We start from the raw sequence: 17,716 nt of genomic DNA, 5'->3' as shown, positions 1-17,716 counted from the left end.
CCCCCGCCATGTTCGAGTGCGCGCTACCAGAAATACAATCGACCTGACAGGTAAGAACGAAGTTTGCCACAGATCCGATAGCTCATTACCAGCGGGCTAGGCCGCCAGCTCTGCAAATTGTCTAAACGGGCAGACTCCGGGCGTGATTTGACCCTTGCGGATCATGTGCGCCACTTCGATTCCGTCCAGCGTTGCCGGGGCCGAGACAAAGGACTTGAAGCCGAGCATCGGACGGGTTCGTCTTTTGATAAAACGATGATCCTGTTCCGCGATGTTGTTCAGATATTTCCGCCTGACCATCTCGATTGAGATCGGACGGCCAAAGCCCGCAAGCATCTTGTCGATTGCCTTGATGCCAGCGGTGTTGGCGCCGCTTTTGTCGATGACGACCTTTCGCGGCAGACCGTTGACCTCCAGCAGTCGGGCGAAAAACCTCGCGGCGGCCGGCTTGTTTCGCCGCTCGGGCAGCATGAAATCAAGTATTTTGCCGTATTTGTCGGCAGCCCGATAGAGATAAACCCACGTGCCTTTCACTTTGATGTAAGTCTCGTCCATTTTCCAAGAACGGTCGCATGGCCCTTTGCGGTGACGTGCTGCTTCAGCGATTGCGCCGGAATACCATGTTACCCAAAGGTTCAGTGTGGTGTGGTCCACTGAAACGCCGCGCTCGGCCATGATTTCTTCCAGGTCTCGATAGGAGACACCGTAGCGGACATAAAAGAAGACCGCGAACAGGGTCACGTCCTTTGGATACTGCGCACCTTTGAAAGAAATCATAGACCAACCTTCAACTGGGTAATGCTGTTTGCCACACAAGCGCTATCGCCACGAAGGTCAATGGTCGAAAGTTTGCAACAGATCCCGAGGTGAATATCGTTTTGGAAAACAGAAGTGGAGAGATCGTCGGGATCGAGGTGAAATCGTCCGCGACTGTTTCTGCCAGTGACCTTTCCGGGATGCGCAAATTGGCCGAAGCGTGTGGAGAAAAATTTGTTCAAGGGCTTGTTCTTTACGACCACGATCAGGTTGTGCCTTTCGCAGACAACATGTTTGCGACTCCAATTTCCTGCCTATGGGCGGCCACTTGATGGAAGCGAAACACTATGCTCCGCGAAGAGTAGCGACCTTATCCAAAAGCCGATCCAATCCGTGGAACTTCAAAAGCCCGAATGCAAAAGCTTTGTGCTTGTCCCAACCAACGCAAAGCTGTGGGAGGGCAGGGGACCTAAACCGTCGTAATCGGCGTTCGCAACACGACTTTTTTCCGCAGAATGGCTCATTTTGTTGAAAAACTCTTCCTTGATCGACGCATGAACTGCTGATTCAATTCTTCCATTGGCGGGAGGATTGGCGATGATCGGACCGAGGCAGGAAGCGCAATCGTCGCGGTTCTATGAGTTCTCGTTGGAGGACCACGTTCCTCAAGATCACCTGCTTCGGTCGATTGATCGCTTTGTTGATCTGAACAGCATTCGAGCGCATCTCGCGGATTTTTACAGCCACACCGGTCGTCCATCAGTCGATCCTGAACTGCTGATCCGGATGCTGCTGGGCGGCTATTGCCTCGGCATCCGCTCCGAGCGACGGCTGGACGCGGGCGGATTTCGAGTGGGATGCAGAGAACGATCAGTCCATTTGCCCTGAGGGCCAGGAACTCAAGCAGTTCCGCCGCAACTATTCTGACCCAAACCGAGGGCCAACTGGCAAGGGCACGGTCCGGCTACCGCGCGTTGAAAGATGTCTGCCAGGCCTGCCCATCCAAAGCCAAATGCTGTCCCAACGCGATGCACGCAAGATCACCCGGGAAGAACACGAAGACGCCCGCCAAGTCGCCCGCAACATCCACTGCCCGGCAGTGCATGTTTAAATGCACGAGAGGGGCCAAGACCAAGCAATACGACATCTCGATGAAACTCAGAAAGAAGGTCGAGATGCTCTTCGCTCACCTCAAACGCATTCTTGATCTTGGCCGACTGCGATTACGCGGTCCATGCGGCGCAAATGACGAATTCCTCCTTGCTGCCACCGCCCAAAACCTCCGCAAATTGGCCAAGATCTTTCCCGCACCGCAGCAAACGCGAAAAGCCTGACCAGAAAGGCATTCCACTCTGTTCAGACGAACCCTTTCTGCGTCAGCAACACGTTGCTTCTCAACAGAATGGGCGGGAAGCCGGCATTCGCTGCGGTCGCAGAATTCTTGTTCCGTTGTAATAAAAGCGGACATTTGAATTTAGCGGGGCAATATTTCTTCCAATTACTGTCGTTCGTATTCGCGAGGATGCGTTAATGCACAAAGAGAGCTGAGTACAGACCAAATGCACCTACAGAGACTAGACTTAACGCCCAGACGATATCCAAGTTGAACCACGTTTTTGAAAGAAATTTCAGCCCAAGCCAGCGGTAGGTCGCCACTGCGATCATTCCACCTGCCAGCGTCATTGACAACGTATGGACGGCCGCAACTACAAATGCGGTTACAACGTTGCTTCCCATAAGCGACTGAGCGGCGGCATGGCCCACATCATCGGCTCCGACTGCACACATGCCCAGGAAAATCGGAACCAACATTAATCCCGCCCCGTGTGCCATGGCGGCTAAGAAAGACCACAATGCAAGACGGGCAGGATGTACGCGCGCTAGGAATTTCGGGTGTCGTCGGTTTATCAGCAGATAGATACCCATTGCGATAACCAAAAGCCCCGCCACCACGCGGAGTTCGACCTCCCACCGCACCAGAAACATCATCAGCGAGAACGGTAACAAAATGCCAATCATTGCTAGAAAATGCCCGGTAGCAAGCATGCCAAGCGCTTTTGGCAAAGCGCTGTGTTTGCTTTCCATCAGGGCTGCGGAGACAGCAAGAGGCCAACCCATTCCAGGATTGATCCCATGATAGAGACCAGAAAAAATGACAGCCCACCAAAGGGCTGTCATCGAAGCAGCATCGGACATCACTTAAGCTGACGGGTAACAGAAACTGTCAGTTGAACAATCCCCGCCTTCCAGTCTGATCTGATGCGACCGCAGGCCCTTGGGGAAATCGACATAGAAATCTTTATTCAAGGTCAGCCCTCCGTTTTCGCCAACATCAGCCATGACCATCTGTCCACCTTCATCATCGGGATAGAATTGGTCATCCCAGGTGGAATAAAGCGAGTTTGTCCAATAAATGCGTTTCCCATCGCGGCTGATCTCGACCATTTGCGGCCCATAGGCAAAGTTCTCGCCATTGGGATGCTTAGCACCCCGCGCGATCCCGCCAAGTTCGACCTTACCAGCCAGAACCGGGTTCATTGGATCAGATACATCGTATTGATGCATTTCTCCTAAACCCCAGCACGCGACATAGAGATATTTGTCATCAAGGCTCAAATCGATGTCTGTTACCAGCGGAGGGACTGCCTCGAACCCTTGCAACAAAGGCGGTAGGTTTTCCGGTTTCTCGGGCCGAGGGTCGATAGTGATGGTTTTTTTGGACTGCCAAACCCCATCATCATCGCGCCACCACGTGAAAATGGCCCCTTGCAGATTGGTTGTATCCACGACAACACCGCAGAATCCATAAGACTTGGTTGGGTCATGCGCCGGGCGGATTTCCAAAGCCATCTGATAGTTTTCACCAAAGTCCATGGTCTGTATGTTTTTTCGTGCGCGCAAATCCCAAAAGTGGATTGAATGACCATATTTGTTTGACAGAAGGTCTTCGGGCACAACGCCGTTCTCAAATTGAGGCGGCAATCCCCATTCGGAACTGACCATGTAATCCTGCGGTAGATTCCACCAGAAATCATAGTGCTTGTCTTGCTTGCCACGATCCATTTCGTATTGGCCAATGATTTCAAATGTTTCGCAATCCATGATGAAGATGCCTGGAGGGCCATCGGTCCCATCCGCACCACCGCCACCAAGACAGGACACATAGATCCCTTCTGGACCACAATGAATCGTATGAGGGCGGGAATAGCCCGTTTTTTCAAACAGCTCTTCCGGCTCAATCGTTTTATGAATCTTAGCTTTCAATGGCTCCTTCACATCAATCACATAGATGCGTGACGAACGAATGCCGGGGACAATCAAATAGCGACGCTCAAGGAAGGCATGACCGGTGAGCGGCGAAAGCGAAGACGAGCAGGCGTTCCAACCGAAGTGGTGGAATTCATCACCTTTGTTGGGAACAATAACTTGGTGAACGATTTGACCATATGTGTCGGAGCCTACCTTAACATCGACCACTGCGATGCCATCAGATTGCAATCCATCCGGACTGAGCATTACTGTAAACGCGTAGTTTTCCACCGGCGCTTGCATCGCAAGTTTTGGCGAAGCGTGAAATGTCGGATCGGGCCTTAAGTTCATTGTTATTCCTCCTTGTTGCGATGATTGCCCCTTTCCGAGGTCATTTGATTGGGCCTGAAGGGCCAAATTAGTGTGTGTATCGTCACACCTTTGCTACGTTGCATAATTGGATGGCCCCACTGACTTTTTCTGACAGGCCCACTAGTTTTTTGCCGATTTCCATACGGTATTCGGTTCCAAATCGACGAATGGGGCCAACTGCGCCAATGCTGAATGTGGCTCCGATGTTTCCTATGGATACTGGTGCGGCAACACTGGAGATGCCAATGTCGATTTCCTGATCGCAATCGGCGAACCCGCGTTTTACGATGTCTGCGAATTCGCGTCGCAAACCTTCTGCGGAAGTTTTGGTATATTCAGTGTATTCTCTAAGACTACCTGCAAGTATTGTTTCCTGGAAAGCAGTCTCCGCAAAAGCTGCGATGGCTTTGGAACAAGAGCAAGCGTGCATCGGCCGCACCCCAAGACCTGGGTGAATAAAAGCCCGCGAAGGGTCGTCCGGAGTTTCGACGTGGATAATTTCAACCTTGCTGTCGCGAAAGCGGGCAAGAAATACCGTTTCATTAAAATTTGTGGCAGCAGCACGCATAAGAGGAGTCGCGCAACGTCTGGCATCAATATCTGACTTTCCAAGTAATGCGATGCGGATCATCCGCTCCCCAATGATATATTTCCCGTCGTCGGAGGGCACATCAATCAGCTTTTGTTCAACAAGGGATTGAATGAGTCTGTAGCAAGTAGGCTTTGGCAAGCTCGTTGCTCGTTGCAACTCTGCGACCGTCACGGGCCGCCCTGCAACTGCGATAGTTTCCAATATGTTGATCAGCCGGTCGAGATGCATATGAGCTAGATTCTCTCACTTAGTGACGCATTATCTCAATAAATGAGAATTTTTTGTGTCTTGGCAAGCTTTTATTGGGGCAATCATAGGGCGTATACGAGCATCAGCCGTGCTGGAGGCAGGTAAGCCTCTTGAGGTGAAGGTCCGCTAATAGGAAGCTGTATCGCGGCGTTGAAGAACGCACCATTGTCCGGTTAGGGCCGTATTGCACTGCGCTACTTAGGTTGAGGTAAAGGAAGCTCAATTCTTCTATCGCCGTGGATCAAGCGTATTGCCTACACTCTTGACTCATCAGTCAATATCTATTAGTTCGGTTAGTTGACGAACTAATGAGGAAATGCTGTGGCGAACCCGACAAACCTTTCGCGCCGGATGACATTAAGCAACATTGTGCAGGCAATCACGACGTATGGTCCGATCTCGCGTGCGAGCGTTGCTAAGATGACCGGGTACTCCAAGCAAACAGTGTCCGAGATCGTATCTTCACTGGAAGAGGACGGCTGGGTTCAGACCGTCGGTCGAACTGAGGGCAATGTTGGGCGTCGCGCAGTGGTTTATGAGATCGTGCCTGATGCCGCGCTTGTGGCTAGCGTTGATCTTGGCGGCACCAAGGTCCGCGTCGCACTATGCAATCTGTCGGGCGCAGTTGTGGCCGAAGTCGCTGAACCAACCTGCAAAGACGGTGGCGAAGCAGTGGTCGATCAGATCGCGCGCATGGTGAACGGGGCCACAAGCAATCTAGGAATTGCACCGAGCAAGATTCGTGTTGCAGTGATTGGTGTTCCTGGCGTGCCGGATCTGGAAACCGGCCATATAAATCTGGCCCCAAACATTATCGGTATCGACAGGATCGATTTTTCCTCACTTCTGCGCGTAAGGCTCGGCATTGAGGTGATCGTCGAAAATGACGTGAACCTTGCGGCGCTCGGAGAGCATTGGATGACGCATCAGGGCGACAAGGATGATCTCGTCTTTCTCTCGATCGGCACGGGCATCGGTGCCGGTGTCGTCATTGGCGGCCAGTTGGTGCGGGGTGCCACGGGCGGCGCTGGCGAGGTCGGGTTCATTCCGTTTGGTGCAGATCCCACAGAACCAGAGAGCCTGAAAGTGGGCGCTTTGGAGCGCGTTACCGCGACTTCAGCGATTGTGGGCGGTTACCAGCAAGAAACCGGTATGCAAAAGACCGTTCCAGAGATTTTTGACGCCTTTGTGGCGGGTGAAGAGGCCGCCGCAAAGGTGCTACAGACAGCTGCCAGTTATATCGCCCGCACCATTGGTGCCATTGCAGCAGTGATCGACCCGAATTGTGTTGTAATCGGCGGATCTATTGGCGCGCGCGAAGAGCTAATCCGCATGATCGAGCAGGAGATTGCGCGCAATTTTCCACGTTCCATTCCCGTCGAAGCGTCGGTTTTGGGCAATCACGCTGCTTTGGCCGGTGGGACTGCGGTCGCCTTGTCACGCCTGCACATCGCGCTGTTTGCCCGCGACTTGCCCGGGGCGAATATCGTGGTGCCTCCTCCAGAGATTGAAACGTTTCAGGAGGGTGCAGCATGAGCAGCCCCTTGAATGACAGGTTGAGCGCGTCCCAGAATGCCGAAGCGGATGTCCTGTTGCTTCAGCGTGCACTTGGACGGGAAAGCGTCACCGGAAATGAGGCGAATTTCGCCGCGCTTCTGATAGATGAAATGACTGACATAGGCCTTGATCCGGGCCGTGGTGATTTTCTGCCTGGCCGACCGAATGTTTGGGGGCAAAAGACAGGATCAGGCGATGGTCCGACGCTCATGTTTGTTGGGCATACTGATACAGTGCATGTCCGTGGATGGGCTGAAAAATGGGCCGGGGCCGCGCGGGAAGACCCGTTCGGAGCACCTGTGATTGATGGCAAGATCTGGGGCCGCGGAGCCTGTGATCTTAAGGGCGGAATTTGTGCGGCTCTGGCGGCGGTGCGCCTCTTGAACCAAGCGGGCATTCAGCTGAAGGGCAGCGTTTCTTTTGCCTTTATCGGAGATGAGGAAAGTGGCGAACCGGGCACCGGGGTGAGCTCTGGTGCCGCGGATCTGGTGCGGCGGGTCAAGGCGGGTCAGATAGCCACGCCTGATTTTGCCGTCTACGTCGAGCCGACCCGGCTGGATGTCTACACGGCGCAAATCGGGTTCTTTATCGCCGAGATCACCATTGCCGGGAAATCCGCTTATTTCGGTACGCCGGAAAAGGGTGTCGACGCCTTGAAAGCCACGCATCAGGTGCTTTCGGCCATTTGGCGTCACGAAGAAGATCTGGCAGCAGGTCCGAAGCATGATCTGGTTGGGGCATCCAATATTCTTGTCACCGACATTAATGGTGGCGGATACATCGCCGTTCCCGGCGAATGCAGGCTGTCACTGATCCGTAAATTGCGTCCGGGCGAAGACCTTGAAGACACCGCACGGGCGTTCGAAGACGCCGTCAATTGTTCTGATTTGCAAGACGGTATCACGGTCAACATCACTTACCCCGCAGGACGCGACCATTCGCTGGGCGGGTCACCGGTTGAAATCGATTCTGACTACCCGGATGCAGTGGCTCTGGGGGCTTGCGTGCAGGAGGCGTTTGGCCGGCGAGGTGAGATTGGGGGCGCACCCTACTGGTCAGAAAACCCATTTCTGGTGGACCAGATCGGCTGTCCGGCGGTCTATTGCGCTCCGGGTGACATCAGCGTCGCCCATACGTTCGAAGAATGCATCTCCGTTGAAGAATACCTCGCTGCGATCCGCGCCTTTGCGCTGTTCATGGTGCGGTATTGCGGAACTATCGATTAACCCAGGAGGAAAATCATGAAACGCTACATAACCCAACTGGCTGTAGGGGCGGCGCTGGCATTTGCGACGTCCGCTTTGGCCGAAACCGTCGGACCTCAGGGAGAGACGGCGACTCCGTCCGCATCAGTGATGGTGGCTGAGGCCGATCTGGAGGTCATCCGCGCGGGCGGTCATACAGCAGCCCTGCTTTGGCATGACCAGAGTGACTTTGTGAATGCGGTGACCGCCGGTGCGACGGATGAACTGGCTCGGGCGGGTATCGAAGTCGTGGCAACCACGAGCGCTGGGTTTGACGCGGCCAAACAACGTAGCGACATTGAAACGGCACTGACCAAAAACCCCAGCATTATTCTTTCGTTGCCGCTTGATCCGGTGACATCTGCGGCCGCATTTCAGGAAGCCCGCGACAATGACGTTAAGCTAGTCTTCCTGTCGAACCTGCCTTCTGGTTACGAACACCCTGCCGACTATGCCGCCATCGTCACCGACGATCTGTTTCAGATGGGTAAGCAAGCCGCTGACGCACTGGCCGCCTCCATGGGTGGCAAAGGCACAGTTGGCTGGATCTATCATGACGCCGCATACTACGTGACCAACCAGCGCGACAACGCCTTTAAGACCACCATTGAAAATGACTATCCCGACATCTCGATTGTAGCGGAGCAAGGCATCAGCGATCCGGCCCGCGCCGAAGACATCGCCAACGCGATGTTGCTGCGCAACCCGGATATCGGTGGAATCTATGTCACTTGGGCTGGTCCGGCTGAGGGGGTTCTGGCCGCGCTGCGCGCCAATGGCAACACAACCACCAAGATGGTCACACTCGATCTCTCAGAACCTGTAGCGTTGGACATGGTGCGTGGTGGCAACGTAGCCGCGATTGTGGCGGATGAAGCCTATGAGCTGGGCCGCGCGATGGCCGCTGCTGCAATCCTTGATCTGCTGGATCAGGACGTACCGCCATTTGTGGTCGCACCGGCCGTAACCGTAACGGCTGACAATGTGGTCGAAGGCTGGATGCAGTCCCTGCACATCGATGCCCCAAAGAGTGTGACGAAAGACTGATCGCTTGCAGTCAAGGTCCAACGAGAAGCTGCGTTCTCGTTGGACCCCCTACCGTCTCGTCCAAAGACAGTTCGCAGCACTAAGGCCGCACTTGGCGGCATACACGTAAAGGGAGGAAACTTAAATGATTTTCCAGCATACAGTACTGGCCGCCGTCGCTTTGGTTTTGGCTGGCTCCGTTGCGATGGCAGACAAACCGCTGACCAAAGGGCCCAATGGGGAAGCCCCGACGCCTGTCTCTGAATTCTCGCTTAGTGACGAGGATATCGCCAAAGTATCGCAAGGGTCTTACACCGCAGCCCTTGTCTGGCACGAGCTATATGACTGGTCCAATGCTGTTGCACAGGGGGCCAAGGATGAATTCGCGCGCCTAGGCATCGAAGTGATAGCAGAAACCGATGCCGGGTTCGATTCAGCGCGCCAGAAATCCGATGTGGAAACGGTGATGGCGCGGAACCCGTCAATCATCCTGTCGCTGCCCATCGATCCGCCGACTGCGTCTGGAGTGTACGGCATCGCCCGTGACGCGGGCGTAAAGCTTGTGTTTATCGACAATGCAGTCAACGGTTTCACCCATGGTGAGGACTATGTGACGGTTGTCTCCGCTGACCTTTTCCAGATCGGTAACAAGGCCGCCATCGCATTGGCCGAGGCCATCGGTGGCAAAGGCGAAGTTGGCTACATGTATCATGATGCCGATTTCCCGGTGACCAACCAACGCGACAATGCGTTCAAATGGACCATCGAAAACGAGTATCCTGATATCACAATCGTAACGGAATCCGGCATGACAGATCCGGCCAATGCCGAAGACATCGCTCGTGGAATGCTGTCACGTAATCCCGACATTGACGGCATCTATACGCCTTGGGCAGAACCGGCGCTGGGGGTGATTTCGGTTCTGCGTCAGCAGGGCAATGACCATACCAAAGTGGTGACGATTGACCTGAACGAACCCGCTGCTTTGGACATGAAAAACGGGGGCAACATCGCCGGGATCGTTGCGGACGAAACCTACAATATCGGAGTCTATGCCGCACGCGCCGCTGCCGCTGGTCTTTTGGGGCGTGAGGTCGATCCCTTCCTAGTGGTCGACGCGCTGTCCATCGACGCGGATTCAATCGCCGAAGGCTGGATGAAATCCCTTAACAGCGAAGCACCCGAGACACTGCGCTGACCCGAACTGCGGAAGCGCGTTCGCGCGCTTTCGTTCCTTAAACGCCCGGATATCGAAAGACTGACATGACCGCCGTAAAACAACGTCTCTCCGGTTTCGACTTCCAGAATATGGTTGTCTATATCGGATTTATTGCGATCTTCATCTTTTTTGCAGTGACACTGTATGACGATGGATTTCTGACCCAACGCAACCTGACCAATATCTTCCTGCAAACTGCGCCAGCGACAATCATGGCCATTGGTCTTGTCTTCGCGCTGTCAGCGGGCGAAATCGACCTGAGCTTCGGTTCTATTGTAGCTGTCTCAGCCCTGACCGCCGCTGTAGTTCTGCGCGATTATCCCCTAATCATGGGCGTCGCGGCCGGACTGGGCGTCGGCATTCTCATTGGCGCATTGAACGGCGTTCTGGTGGCGTATCTCAAGCTGCCCTCATTTCTTGTAACGCTCGCCACGATGGGACTGTTTGCTGGGATCGCCCGGTCGATGACCGATCTGCGCTCAGTACCTGTCATGAACGAAGCCTTCACCGGGTTCTTTGGCTCGGGCAAACTGTTCTCAGTCCCGTCGCTGTTGATCTGGACAGTTGTTGCCGTTGCCATAGGGCATATCTTCTACCGACACACACGGTTTGGTGCCCATGTGCTGGCCACCGGCGACAATCCACGCGCCGCGCAGGTGACAGGGATCAAGGTGCCGCGTGTCCGCCTCTATGTGATGATGATTTGCGGCGGTACGGCGGGGCTGGCAGGGCTGCTTTATGCAGGACGTCTGCAAGCGGCCAAGTATACCCTCGGCGAAAGCGATCTGATGACGGTGATCGCTGCCGTGATCGTGGGCGGAACGGCTCTGAATGGTGGCAAAGGCTCAGTGATCGGGGCGCTGCTTGGATCGCTGCTGATGGGCATGCTGAACAACGGTCTGATCCTGATGAACCTGAAGGTCTCAGACCAGATGATTGTGCGCGGCTTGATCATTCTGCTCGCCGTGGCCGTGTCGCTACGCGACAGCAGCCGATAAAGAGGAGCAAACAGATGTTTCTGGATGTATTGATCCGCCGAAACCCGGGCTTTGTCGAAGCCGCAATGGCGCTGCACCAACAGGGTGCAATCCCGCCAAATTCCTATGTGCTGGATCTGGACGCGGTCGAACGCAACGCGCGACATTTCTCGACCGAGGCCAACAAACTTGGTTTGAAAACCTTTGCCATGACTAAACAGGTCGGCCGGCATTCAGGGTTCTGTCAGGCGGCCATGCGCGGCGGAATTGAAAAGTCCGTCGCTGTTGATCTGGATTGCGCCGTGGCTTGTCACCGGGTTGGAATGAAAACCGGTCACTTGGGCCATCTGGTGCAGGTGCCCGGAGGAAATGCAAATTTTGCGGCCAGCCAGTTGCAGCCTGACTTTTGGACGGTGTTTAGCGACGACAAGATGCGCGAGGCTGCAAACGCAGCCCACAAGGCTGGGCGCGTTCAAAACCTGCTGGCCCGCATTCAAACCGAGGGCGATACCTTCTATCGCGGCCATGAGGGCGGTTTTGCAGCCGAAGACATACGCGCCGTCGCGGATAAGTTTGACGCGCAAGACGGCGCGGGCTTTGCCGGGATCACGACTTTCCCTGCGCTTTTGTTCGATCAGGAGACCCGCAAGGTGATCCCGACGCCCAATTTGCAAACTCTGGCCAGAGCACGTGAGGCATTGGCCGCCGCTGGGCGCAGCGAGATAGAGGTGAACGCGCCAGGCACCAATTCAAGCGTCGTTTTATCAGCTCTGGCAGAAGCCGGGGCCACCCAATGCGAACCGGGCAACGCGCTGCATGGAACAACCCCGTTACATGCGGTCGAAGACCTGCCCGAGGACCCAGCAGTGTTGTATCTGTCCGAAGTGTCGCACCACCACGGTGGCAATGCGTTCTGTTTTGGGGGCGGATTGTATGTCGATCCGGTTTTTCCAAAATACGATGTGCATGCGTTGATCGCCTCGGAACCGACTTCTTCGCGCAAGGCGCTGGCCAGTGTTGAAATCCCTGACTATTCGGCCATCGACTACTATGGAATGATCGACGCGACCGGCCCCGTGCAACCCAAGACCGGCGATACCGTCGTGTTTGGCTTCCGCGGACAGGCCTTCGTCACCCGCGCTAATATTGTGGGTGTGTCCGGCGTCGCCAGCGGCACCCCCGCTGTTACAACCATCGAAAACATTTTCGGAGAGGTCACAGGTTGGCCGGAAAAGGCATTGTCATGAATAGTGAACTCAATGTTCTGTCCCTGAAAAACATCCATAAGGCTTTTGGCGGCATCGTTGCCATTCAGGATTTCTCGCTGGATTTGAAGGCCGGTGAAATCGTGGCACTTGTCGGCGACAACGGTGCGGGCAAATCCACGCTGATCAAAATCATCTCAGGCGTCTACACTCCGACCTCGGGGGAAATCAAACTGGATGGTCAAGAAGCATCGTTTAGCGATGCCAGCGCGGCGCGTAGTAATGGTATTGAGGTTGTCTATCAGGATCTGGCACTTGCCGATGAGCAACCGGTTTTCATGAACATGTTCCTGGGGCGCGAGTTGACGAAACCTCCGTTTGGTTTGCTCGACAAGGCGCGCATGCGACGTGAATCGCAAGAGCTAGTGGACGATCTGGATGTGCGTATTCCGTCGGCCAGTTCAACCATCAGCGACCTTAGCGGTGGTCAGCGGCAGGGCATAGCGATAGCGCGCGCCACGCATTGGGCAAGCAAGCTTGTCTTGCTGGATGAACCCACGGCAGCACTCGGGGTGGCTGAGACGGGCAAGGTCGAAGATCTGATCGCCAGCCTCAAGGAAAAGAACCTGGCCATTCTGATCATCAGCCACAGTTTGGATCAGGTGTTCAAACTGTCGGACCGAATTTGCGTGCTGCGCCGCGGAGAGCAGATCGGCATTCGTGAGACCGCGAAGGCCGACAAGAACGAGATCGTTTCGATGATCACCGGGGTTGCCTGACATGAACAACGCAAATGCAAAAACCATTATGGCTCGGGAAATCGGTGAAATCCCCGATGTTCTTTCACGCCAGATCATTGAAGGTTTGGATCTGTATCTGAAGGCCGGTCAACATGCATCGACCTTGAATTTGCGTGGGTTTGTGACCTGCGCACGCGGGACATCCGACCACGCCGCCACGTTTTTCAAATACCTGATTGAGATGAAGACCGGCTTGCCCGTCGCATCAATCGGACCTTCGATTGCTTCGGTTTACAAAACCCCTCTGAAATTGACGGATTTTGCCTGTGTGACAATCTCGCAATCCGGCGGCAGCCCCGACCTCGTCGCCCTGCAACGCGCCGCGCGTCAGGGTGGCGCCCATACCCTTGCCATCTTGAACGAGACTGACAGCCCGGTCGGACGTGACGCAGACACGGTATTACCTGTGCTGGCCGGGCCGGAAAAAGCGGTGGCGGCAACAAAATCCTTCGTCAGTTCGCTCTTTGCCATCCTCGGATTTGTCGCGGGCTATACCGGGGATCGCGATCTGGAAAACGCGTTGCGGGATGTGCCAAAGCTAGCACGCGTAGCATTGGAATGCGATTGGTCCGCAGTGCAATTCGCGCTTGCCCGTGCAGGGTCTGTTTTTACCGTAGGCCGGGGGCCCGGCTTGGCCGTCGCAGCCGAAGCCGCATTGAAGCTCAAGGAAACCTGCCGCATTCATGCCGAGGTGTTCTCTTCGGCAGAGGTCTTACATGGTCCTGTGGTCCTGGCAGAGCGTAAATTTGCGGCGCTGGTCTTTGACCCGAGCGACCAATCTGCCTCGTCGGTACGCTCCACGGCCGACAGCATTCGCAAGAAGGGCGCAGATACGTTTCTGATCTCCAGCGATGACGTCGCTGACCTTGCCGTACCGGAGACAGGCAACGCATTCCTCACCCCCCTTATCCAGATCCTGGCATTCTACAAGCTCGTAGAGCGGCTGGCGTTTGAATTGGGTGAAAATGCCGATGCGCCCGAGGGACTAAACAAGGTCACGACGACAATCTGATCAAGCGATGTTTCGCATCCAACGACCTTGAATAATTCGCAATTTCGATGCGAGGTGCGGAAGTATGGAAACCGACATCAAAGGTTCTTTGGCAGCGTTCCATTACGTGGTCAACACGCTGACCCCATTTCTTTGGGGTAGTGACACCTGGCAATGAAGTAGATTGCGCCTGAGCGCGGTCATTTCTGCGAATGGCGGCTTTGTGGGCTGCAACCGCGGCATCTCAATGGGTTGTTGGATGTCGGCTTTGGGCCGGTTATGCTTAACAGCTCCGATTTTCGTGAAGATGGATGAAAAACTTGCCGGTAGGATGCCTTTCCGAAAATTCGCCGGGGGCGGCGGCCTAAGACCTGCGTTTGCAATATCCGGAGCTCTTAGGGCCTCTACTAGGTACAGGGTTTCAATTTAGCCGGTGCAACAGATTCTGGCGGAAGACTTCAGTCATCAGATTTTTGAGTTATTCAAAACAATCGGCCGAGGTCACCGATGATTGACTTGAGATCGGATATTTGTGCTGAGTTGGATCAATTTTGGTTAAGAGTTTTTTAGATCGTTGTCGGTGAATTCTTTTTTGCTTTGCTTTGTGTCCGGTACTCGATTGGTGATTGCCCGTAGACTCGCTGGAACTCACGATAGAAGTTAGATCGCGTCATGAACCCGGATTCAGCTGCGATTTTTGCGACACTTGTATCAGTGTCAGCAAGCAGTTGGGCTGCATGTGTCAATCGAAACCTGTTCACGTATTGCGACATGTTGATGCCCTGAGTTTTGTTGATCGCGGAAGACACGTTGCGGGCCGGTAGGCTCAGGCGTTTGGCAAGTCGTTGGACCGTAATATCTGGGTCCAGATAAAGCTGCTGCTCATCCATCAATCTCTGTAATCGATCCGTGATTTCGGTGTCTTCGGTACAAACCTCCGGCACTGTCGTCGTCACAATATGCTCCTTGGAGAACATCAATGGCAGCGTCACTAACGTCACAAGAAGAAGCAGGATCAAGGGAACTGTCCCATAAGAGATCAGCTTTGAGGCATTGGCACCCTCATTGATAGCGAAGTCGAGTGCGATCGCGCTGTCCAAAACCAGTAAGAAAACGAGAAATCCGATGCCGCGTAGAAGCCAGTCGGAGAGACCGCGGGTTGCATCGACCCGCGCATGACTCAATGCGTCGGGGCCCTTTCGCCAAAGCAAATAGAGCGCAAAGCTATAGAATAGATAGCTGCCACTGATAACCCAATCCAGAATTCTCAGATCGGCGGCGAAGAGCAGAAACAACCCGATCAACAGGAAAGGCGCGCCCAAATGCAACAGCATGATCCTGGCAATGCCTCGCTTGTCGACGGCCATGGAGGCGAAGCCCAGATACATTAGCGGCCCTAGAAACAGGGGCAGCGTGCGTTGTAGCGGGATCAATTGCTCGACGCCATATCCAAATCGCAAACCGACCAACAGAGACGAGAAAGCACCTAACCCAAAAAAGGCTGAGAACATTATGTTGGCGCGCCGAAGTCTCAGATCCAAACGCCAAACCAGAATGGCAAGCACACAGCAAAGCAACGCAGTCGCCAGTGGCAAAGGGAAACTGATCAACCCGGGGCTGTCCATTTGTCCTCTTTCTATCGCGACCTGTCCTCAATCAGGATCAAGGACAGATATAGACAGTGCAACTCATTGTTTCAAATAGACCTATGACCCACCTTCGATCCTACATTGAACGATGATCGGAGCTTTCGATGAGAAAAATTTCATATCTACTTGCCGGAGTCTTGGCTGCGTATGGCGTTGTTGCCCAAGCTCAGCCGTATCAGCCTGCAATGACTGATCTGGAAATCCCAGACGCAGAAGGGGAACGCAATCTTTCCGGGTTTCTTTGGTATCCGACGTACGCCACCCACCCCGTAACCTACGACTTTGAAAGCGAAGTATGGGTTGGGAACAAAGTTGTAAAGGATGCAGTTCCGGTAACGCAACAGTTCCCGCTCGTTGTCTTGTCGCATGGTATGTTTGGCAATGCATACAATCAGGCTTGGCTCGCCAATGCCCTGGCACAGCGCGGATACGTTGTGGCCGCAATCAGCCACCCTGGTACATCAACTTGGTCCCGCGACCCCGATCAAACGCGTCAACTATGGGAGCGACCGAAGGATATTTCCCGTGTCATTGATCATGCAATCGGATCATCAGACTTTGCGCGAAATGTCGATCCAGACAGAATATACATGGCGGGGCATTCACTGGGCGGGTTCACGGCTATGGAACTGGCCGGTGCGCGGTATGACACGGCTGGGCTAAAGAGGTATTGCGAAACTCAGCCAGACGAGCTGACCTGTGGTATTCTTTCGGATTGGAAAATCGCGCAAACACCCGAAGATCGTGTCAAAATGGAGGCTGATCTGTCCGACCCCCGGATCAAGGCATTTGCAGTTTTTGATCTTGGTGGAACACAGAGCTTCTCCAAAACGAGCATTCGTCAAATTGACCGACCTATGTTGGTGCTCGGGGCCCCTATCATGAATTCAGGTTTGACGCTCGACATTGAATCTCGCGCTCTAGTTGCGGCCCTTCCAGAGGCCAATACACTCTATATTGAGCCGGAAACACTTTCGCATTTTGATTTTTTGGGCCTGTGCAAGCCCGGAGGTTATGAGCTTCTAGCGAAAGTGGAACCCGGTGATGAGGTTATCTGTTCAAATGGTGGCGCTGTGCGAGCCGCCAAACATGAGATGATAATCGAGGGAGTTTCGCGATTCTTTTCGAACTCATAATTCAAATGGCGGCCACAGTAGGCAAGAGGTGGCCGCGAACGACTGCGTAGAGGTCTCGTTAGCCGCAGATGCCGCTGAACATCGGAGGTCGGCTAAGAGCCTTTGTGATCGAAGCTGCACAACGTGCGAATGTTTGCAGTTGAATGCGAGAACCGGCAGTGAGAGGCGGATCTCGTAACTTACGCTGGCATTCTATGTGGGCAGCGCTTCGGACGCATACTGATCGACGAATTGGCCGACTGGTGAAATCGGTTTGATGACATCTATCAACACCCCGTTCGGATCGCGTGTGATAAAGTGTCGTTGGCCGAAGTCTTCGTCCGTCAAAGTCTTGAGGATGGGCAAACCTGCTGTCTGAACGCGCTGGAACTCAGCATCGACATCCTCGACCTCGAAATTCAGGATTAAGCCATTGATCGTCCCATGCCCCTCGGTCGGAATGGTGTCGTGATCTCCTTTGAGGATCGCGATGTTGACCTTCGGATCTTCGCTTGACTGGAGATGGCAGTACCAATCTGCGTCGAAGCTCACGTAGAAGCGGAAATTGTCGACATAGAAAGCTTTCGTCGCTGTGACGTCGTTGGTTTGGATCACTGGATAGTACTGGGTGCATTTCATGTTGCTTCTCCCGATCATGATACATACAGTCTGTATGTAGTAAGTATTATAAACATACAGGCTGTATGCATGCAAC

General features: G+C 54.2%; 16 protein-coding genes and 1 pseudogene. 11 read left to right on the top strand and 6 right to left on the bottom strand.

The features are described from left to right. Window positions 1-96 precede the first annotated feature (96 nt). A complete protein-coding gene (locus HW561_RS20285) occupies window positions 97-777 on the bottom strand; it encodes an IS6 family transposase (protein WP_176867181.1) in 681 nt (226 codons plus the stop codon). A 576-nt stretch (window positions 778-1,353) separates the two neighbouring features. Between HW561_RS20285 and HW561_RS24340 the strand changes: the two are divergent. Further along, window positions 1,354-1,590 (top strand): annotated as a pseudogene (locus HW561_RS24340) (transposase); the annotation flags it as partial. A 23-nt stretch (window positions 1,591-1,613) separates the two neighbouring features. Beyond that, the gene (locus HW561_RS24335; protein WP_408015404.1) at window positions 1,614-2,090 is read left to right on the top strand and encodes a transposase; all 477 of its coding nucleotides are present in this window, start codon (window positions 1,614-1,616) and stop codon (window positions 2,088-2,090) included. Window positions 2,091-2,283: 193 nt separating this feature from the next. On the opposite strand, the gene HW561_RS20275 is transcribed toward HW561_RS24335, so the two are convergent. The 3 genes from HW561_RS20275 to HW561_RS20265 form a co-directional block, all read right to left on the bottom strand. Further along, complete coding sequence (locus tag HW561_RS20275; protein ID WP_176867180.1) at window positions 2,284-2,952, bottom strand: hypothetical protein; 669 nt, start codon at window positions 2,950-2,952, stop codon at window positions 2,284-2,286. Between the two features lie 3 nt (window positions 2,953-2,955). Then, on the bottom strand, window positions 2,956-4,356 hold the full coding sequence (locus tag HW561_RS20270; RefSeq protein ID WP_176867179.1) for a selenium-binding protein SBP56-related protein: 1,401 nt from the start codon (window positions 4,354-4,356) through the stop codon (window positions 2,956-2,958). Between the two features lie 82 nt (window positions 4,357-4,438). After that, window positions 4,439-5,197 (bottom strand): IclR family transcriptional regulator, encoded by a 759-nt coding sequence (locus HW561_RS20265; protein WP_176867178.1) that lies wholly within the window; start codon window positions 5,195-5,197, stop codon window positions 4,439-4,441. A 342-nt stretch (window positions 5,198-5,539) separates the two neighbouring features. Here HW561_RS20265 and HW561_RS20260 point away from each other — a divergent pair, with 342 nt between their 5' ends. From HW561_RS20260 to HW561_RS20225, 8 genes are all read left to right on the top strand, one after another. Next, on the top strand, window positions 5,540-6,754 hold the full coding sequence (locus HW561_RS20260; protein ID WP_176867177.1) for an ROK family transcriptional regulator: 1,215 nt from the start codon (window positions 5,540-5,542) through the stop codon (window positions 6,752-6,754). After that, complete coding sequence (locus HW561_RS20255; protein ID WP_176867176.1) at window positions 6,751-8,001, top strand: M20 family metallopeptidase; 1,251 nt, start codon at window positions 6,751-6,753, stop codon at window positions 7,999-8,001. The genes HW561_RS20260 and HW561_RS20255 overlap by 4 nt, the downstream gene beginning before the upstream one ends. Window positions 8,002-8,016: 15 nt before the next feature. Further along, the gene (locus HW561_RS20250) at window positions 8,017-9,066 is read left to right on the top strand and encodes a substrate-binding domain-containing protein (RefSeq protein WP_176867175.1); all 1,050 of its coding nucleotides are present in this window, start codon (window positions 8,017-8,019) and stop codon (window positions 9,064-9,066) included. 124 nt (window positions 9,067-9,190) lie between these two features. Next, window positions 9,191-10,243 carry a substrate-binding domain-containing protein gene (locus tag HW561_RS20245; RefSeq protein WP_176867174.1) on the top strand — a complete coding sequence of 351 codons (1,053 nt, stop codon included), beginning with the start codon at window positions 9,191-9,193 and terminating at the stop codon, window positions 10,241-10,243. A 65-nt stretch (window positions 10,244-10,308) separates the two neighbouring features. Next, window positions 10,309-11,262 carry an ABC transporter permease gene (locus HW561_RS20240; protein ID WP_176867173.1) on the top strand — a complete coding sequence of 318 codons (954 nt, stop codon included), beginning with the start codon at window positions 10,309-10,311 and terminating at the stop codon, window positions 11,260-11,262. Window positions 11,263-11,276: 14 nt separating this feature from the next. Continuing rightward, window positions 11,277-12,488, top strand: coding sequence for an alanine racemase (locus tag HW561_RS20235; protein WP_176867172.1), 1,212 nt, complete (start codon window positions 11,277-11,279; stop codon window positions 12,486-12,488). Next, complete coding sequence (locus HW561_RS20230; RefSeq protein WP_176867171.1) at window positions 12,485-13,225, top strand: ATP-binding cassette domain-containing protein; 741 nt, start codon at window positions 12,485-12,487, stop codon at window positions 13,223-13,225. The genes HW561_RS20235 and HW561_RS20230 overlap by 4 nt, the downstream gene beginning before the upstream one ends. 1 nt (window position 13,226) lies before the next feature. Further along, window positions 13,227-14,258, top strand: a complete 1,032-nt coding sequence (locus tag HW561_RS20225) for an SIS domain-containing protein (protein WP_211198711.1) — start codon at window positions 13,227-13,229, stop codon at window positions 14,256-14,258. Window positions 14,259-14,803: 545 nt separating this feature from the next. Here HW561_RS20225 and HW561_RS20220 read toward each other — a convergent pair. Then, window positions 14,804-15,862 (bottom strand): helix-turn-helix transcriptional regulator, encoded by a 1,059-nt coding sequence (locus HW561_RS20220; RefSeq protein WP_176867170.1) that lies wholly within the window; start codon window positions 15,860-15,862, stop codon window positions 14,804-14,806. Between the two features lie 128 nt (window positions 15,863-15,990). Between HW561_RS20220 and HW561_RS20215 the strand changes: the two genes are divergently transcribed. Continuing rightward, entirely contained in the window at window positions 15,991-17,022 is a 1,032-nt protein-coding gene (locus HW561_RS20215) for an alpha/beta hydrolase family protein (RefSeq protein ID WP_176867169.1), read from the top strand. A gap of 192 nt (window positions 17,023-17,214) precedes the next feature. Here the strand turns inward: HW561_RS20215 and HW561_RS20210 are convergent, their stop codons facing one another. Beyond that, the gene (locus HW561_RS20210; protein WP_176867168.1) at window positions 17,215-17,640 is read right to left on the bottom strand and encodes a VOC family protein; all 426 of its coding nucleotides are present in this window, start codon (window positions 17,638-17,640) and stop codon (window positions 17,215-17,217) included. Window positions 17,641-17,716 lie beyond the last annotated feature (76 nt).

The sequence above is a fragment of the Ruegeria haliotis genome (assembly GCF_013377785.1).
In the GTDB taxonomy this organism is placed as follows: domain Bacteria; phylum Pseudomonadota; class Alphaproteobacteria; order Rhodobacterales; family Rhodobacteraceae; genus Ruegeria; species Ruegeria haliotis.
This window is presented reverse-complemented; position numbering and strand designations above follow the sequence as displayed.

What these genes read in the sequence shown, in the direction of transcription:
- HW561_RS20210 (WP_176867168.1), bottom strand. Translation starts at nt 17,640, where the DNA reads ATGAAATGCACCCAGTACTATCCAGTGATCCAAACCAACGACGTCACA.
- HW561_RS20235 (WP_176867172.1), top strand. Translation starts at nt 11,277, where the DNA reads ATGTTTCTGGATGTATTGATCCGCCGAAACCCGGGCTTTGTCGAAGCC.
- HW561_RS20220 (WP_176867170.1), bottom strand. Translation starts at nt 15,862, where the DNA reads ATGGACAGCCCCGGGTTGATCAGTTTCCCTTTGCCACTGGCGACTGCG.
- HW561_RS20240 (WP_176867173.1), top strand. Translation starts at nt 10,309, where the DNA reads ATGACCGCCGTAAAACAACGTCTCTCCGGTTTCGACTTCCAGAATATG.
- HW561_RS20245 (WP_176867174.1), top strand. Translation starts at nt 9,191, where the DNA reads ATGATTTTCCAGCATACAGTACTGGCCGCCGTCGCTTTGGTTTTGGCT.
- HW561_RS20270 (WP_176867179.1), bottom strand. Translation starts at nt 4,356, where the DNA reads ATGAACTTAAGGCCCGATCCGACATTTCACGCTTCGCCAAAACTTGCG.
- HW561_RS20255 (WP_176867176.1), top strand. Translation starts at nt 6,751, where the DNA reads ATGAGCAGCCCCTTGAATGACAGGTTGAGCGCGTCCCAGAATGCCGAA.
- HW561_RS20215 (WP_176867169.1), top strand. Translation starts at nt 15,991, where the DNA reads ATGAGAAAAATTTCATATCTACTTGCCGGAGTCTTGGCTGCGTATGGC.
- HW561_RS20230 (WP_176867171.1), top strand. Translation starts at nt 12,485, where the DNA reads ATGAATAGTGAACTCAATGTTCTGTCCCTGAAAAACATCCATAAGGCT.
- HW561_RS20275 (WP_176867180.1), bottom strand. Translation starts at nt 2,952, where the DNA reads ATGTCCGATGCTGCTTCGATGACAGCCCTTTGGTGGGCTGTCATTTTT.
- HW561_RS20265 (WP_176867178.1), bottom strand. Translation starts at nt 5,197, where the DNA reads ATGCATCTCGACCGGCTGATCAACATATTGGAAACTATCGCAGTTGCA.
- HW561_RS24335 (WP_408015404.1), top strand. Translation starts at nt 1,614, where the DNA reads ATGCAGAGAACGATCAGTCCATTTGCCCTGAGGGCCAGGAACTCAAGC.
- HW561_RS20250 (WP_176867175.1), top strand. Translation starts at nt 8,017, where the DNA reads ATGAAACGCTACATAACCCAACTGGCTGTAGGGGCGGCGCTGGCATTT.
- HW561_RS20225 (WP_211198711.1), top strand. Translation starts at nt 13,227, where the DNA reads ATGAACAACGCAAATGCAAAAACCATTATGGCTCGGGAAATCGGTGAA.
- HW561_RS20285 (WP_176867181.1), bottom strand. Translation starts at nt 777, where the DNA reads ATGATTTCTTTCAAAGGTGCGCAGTATCCAAAGGACGTGACCCTGTTC.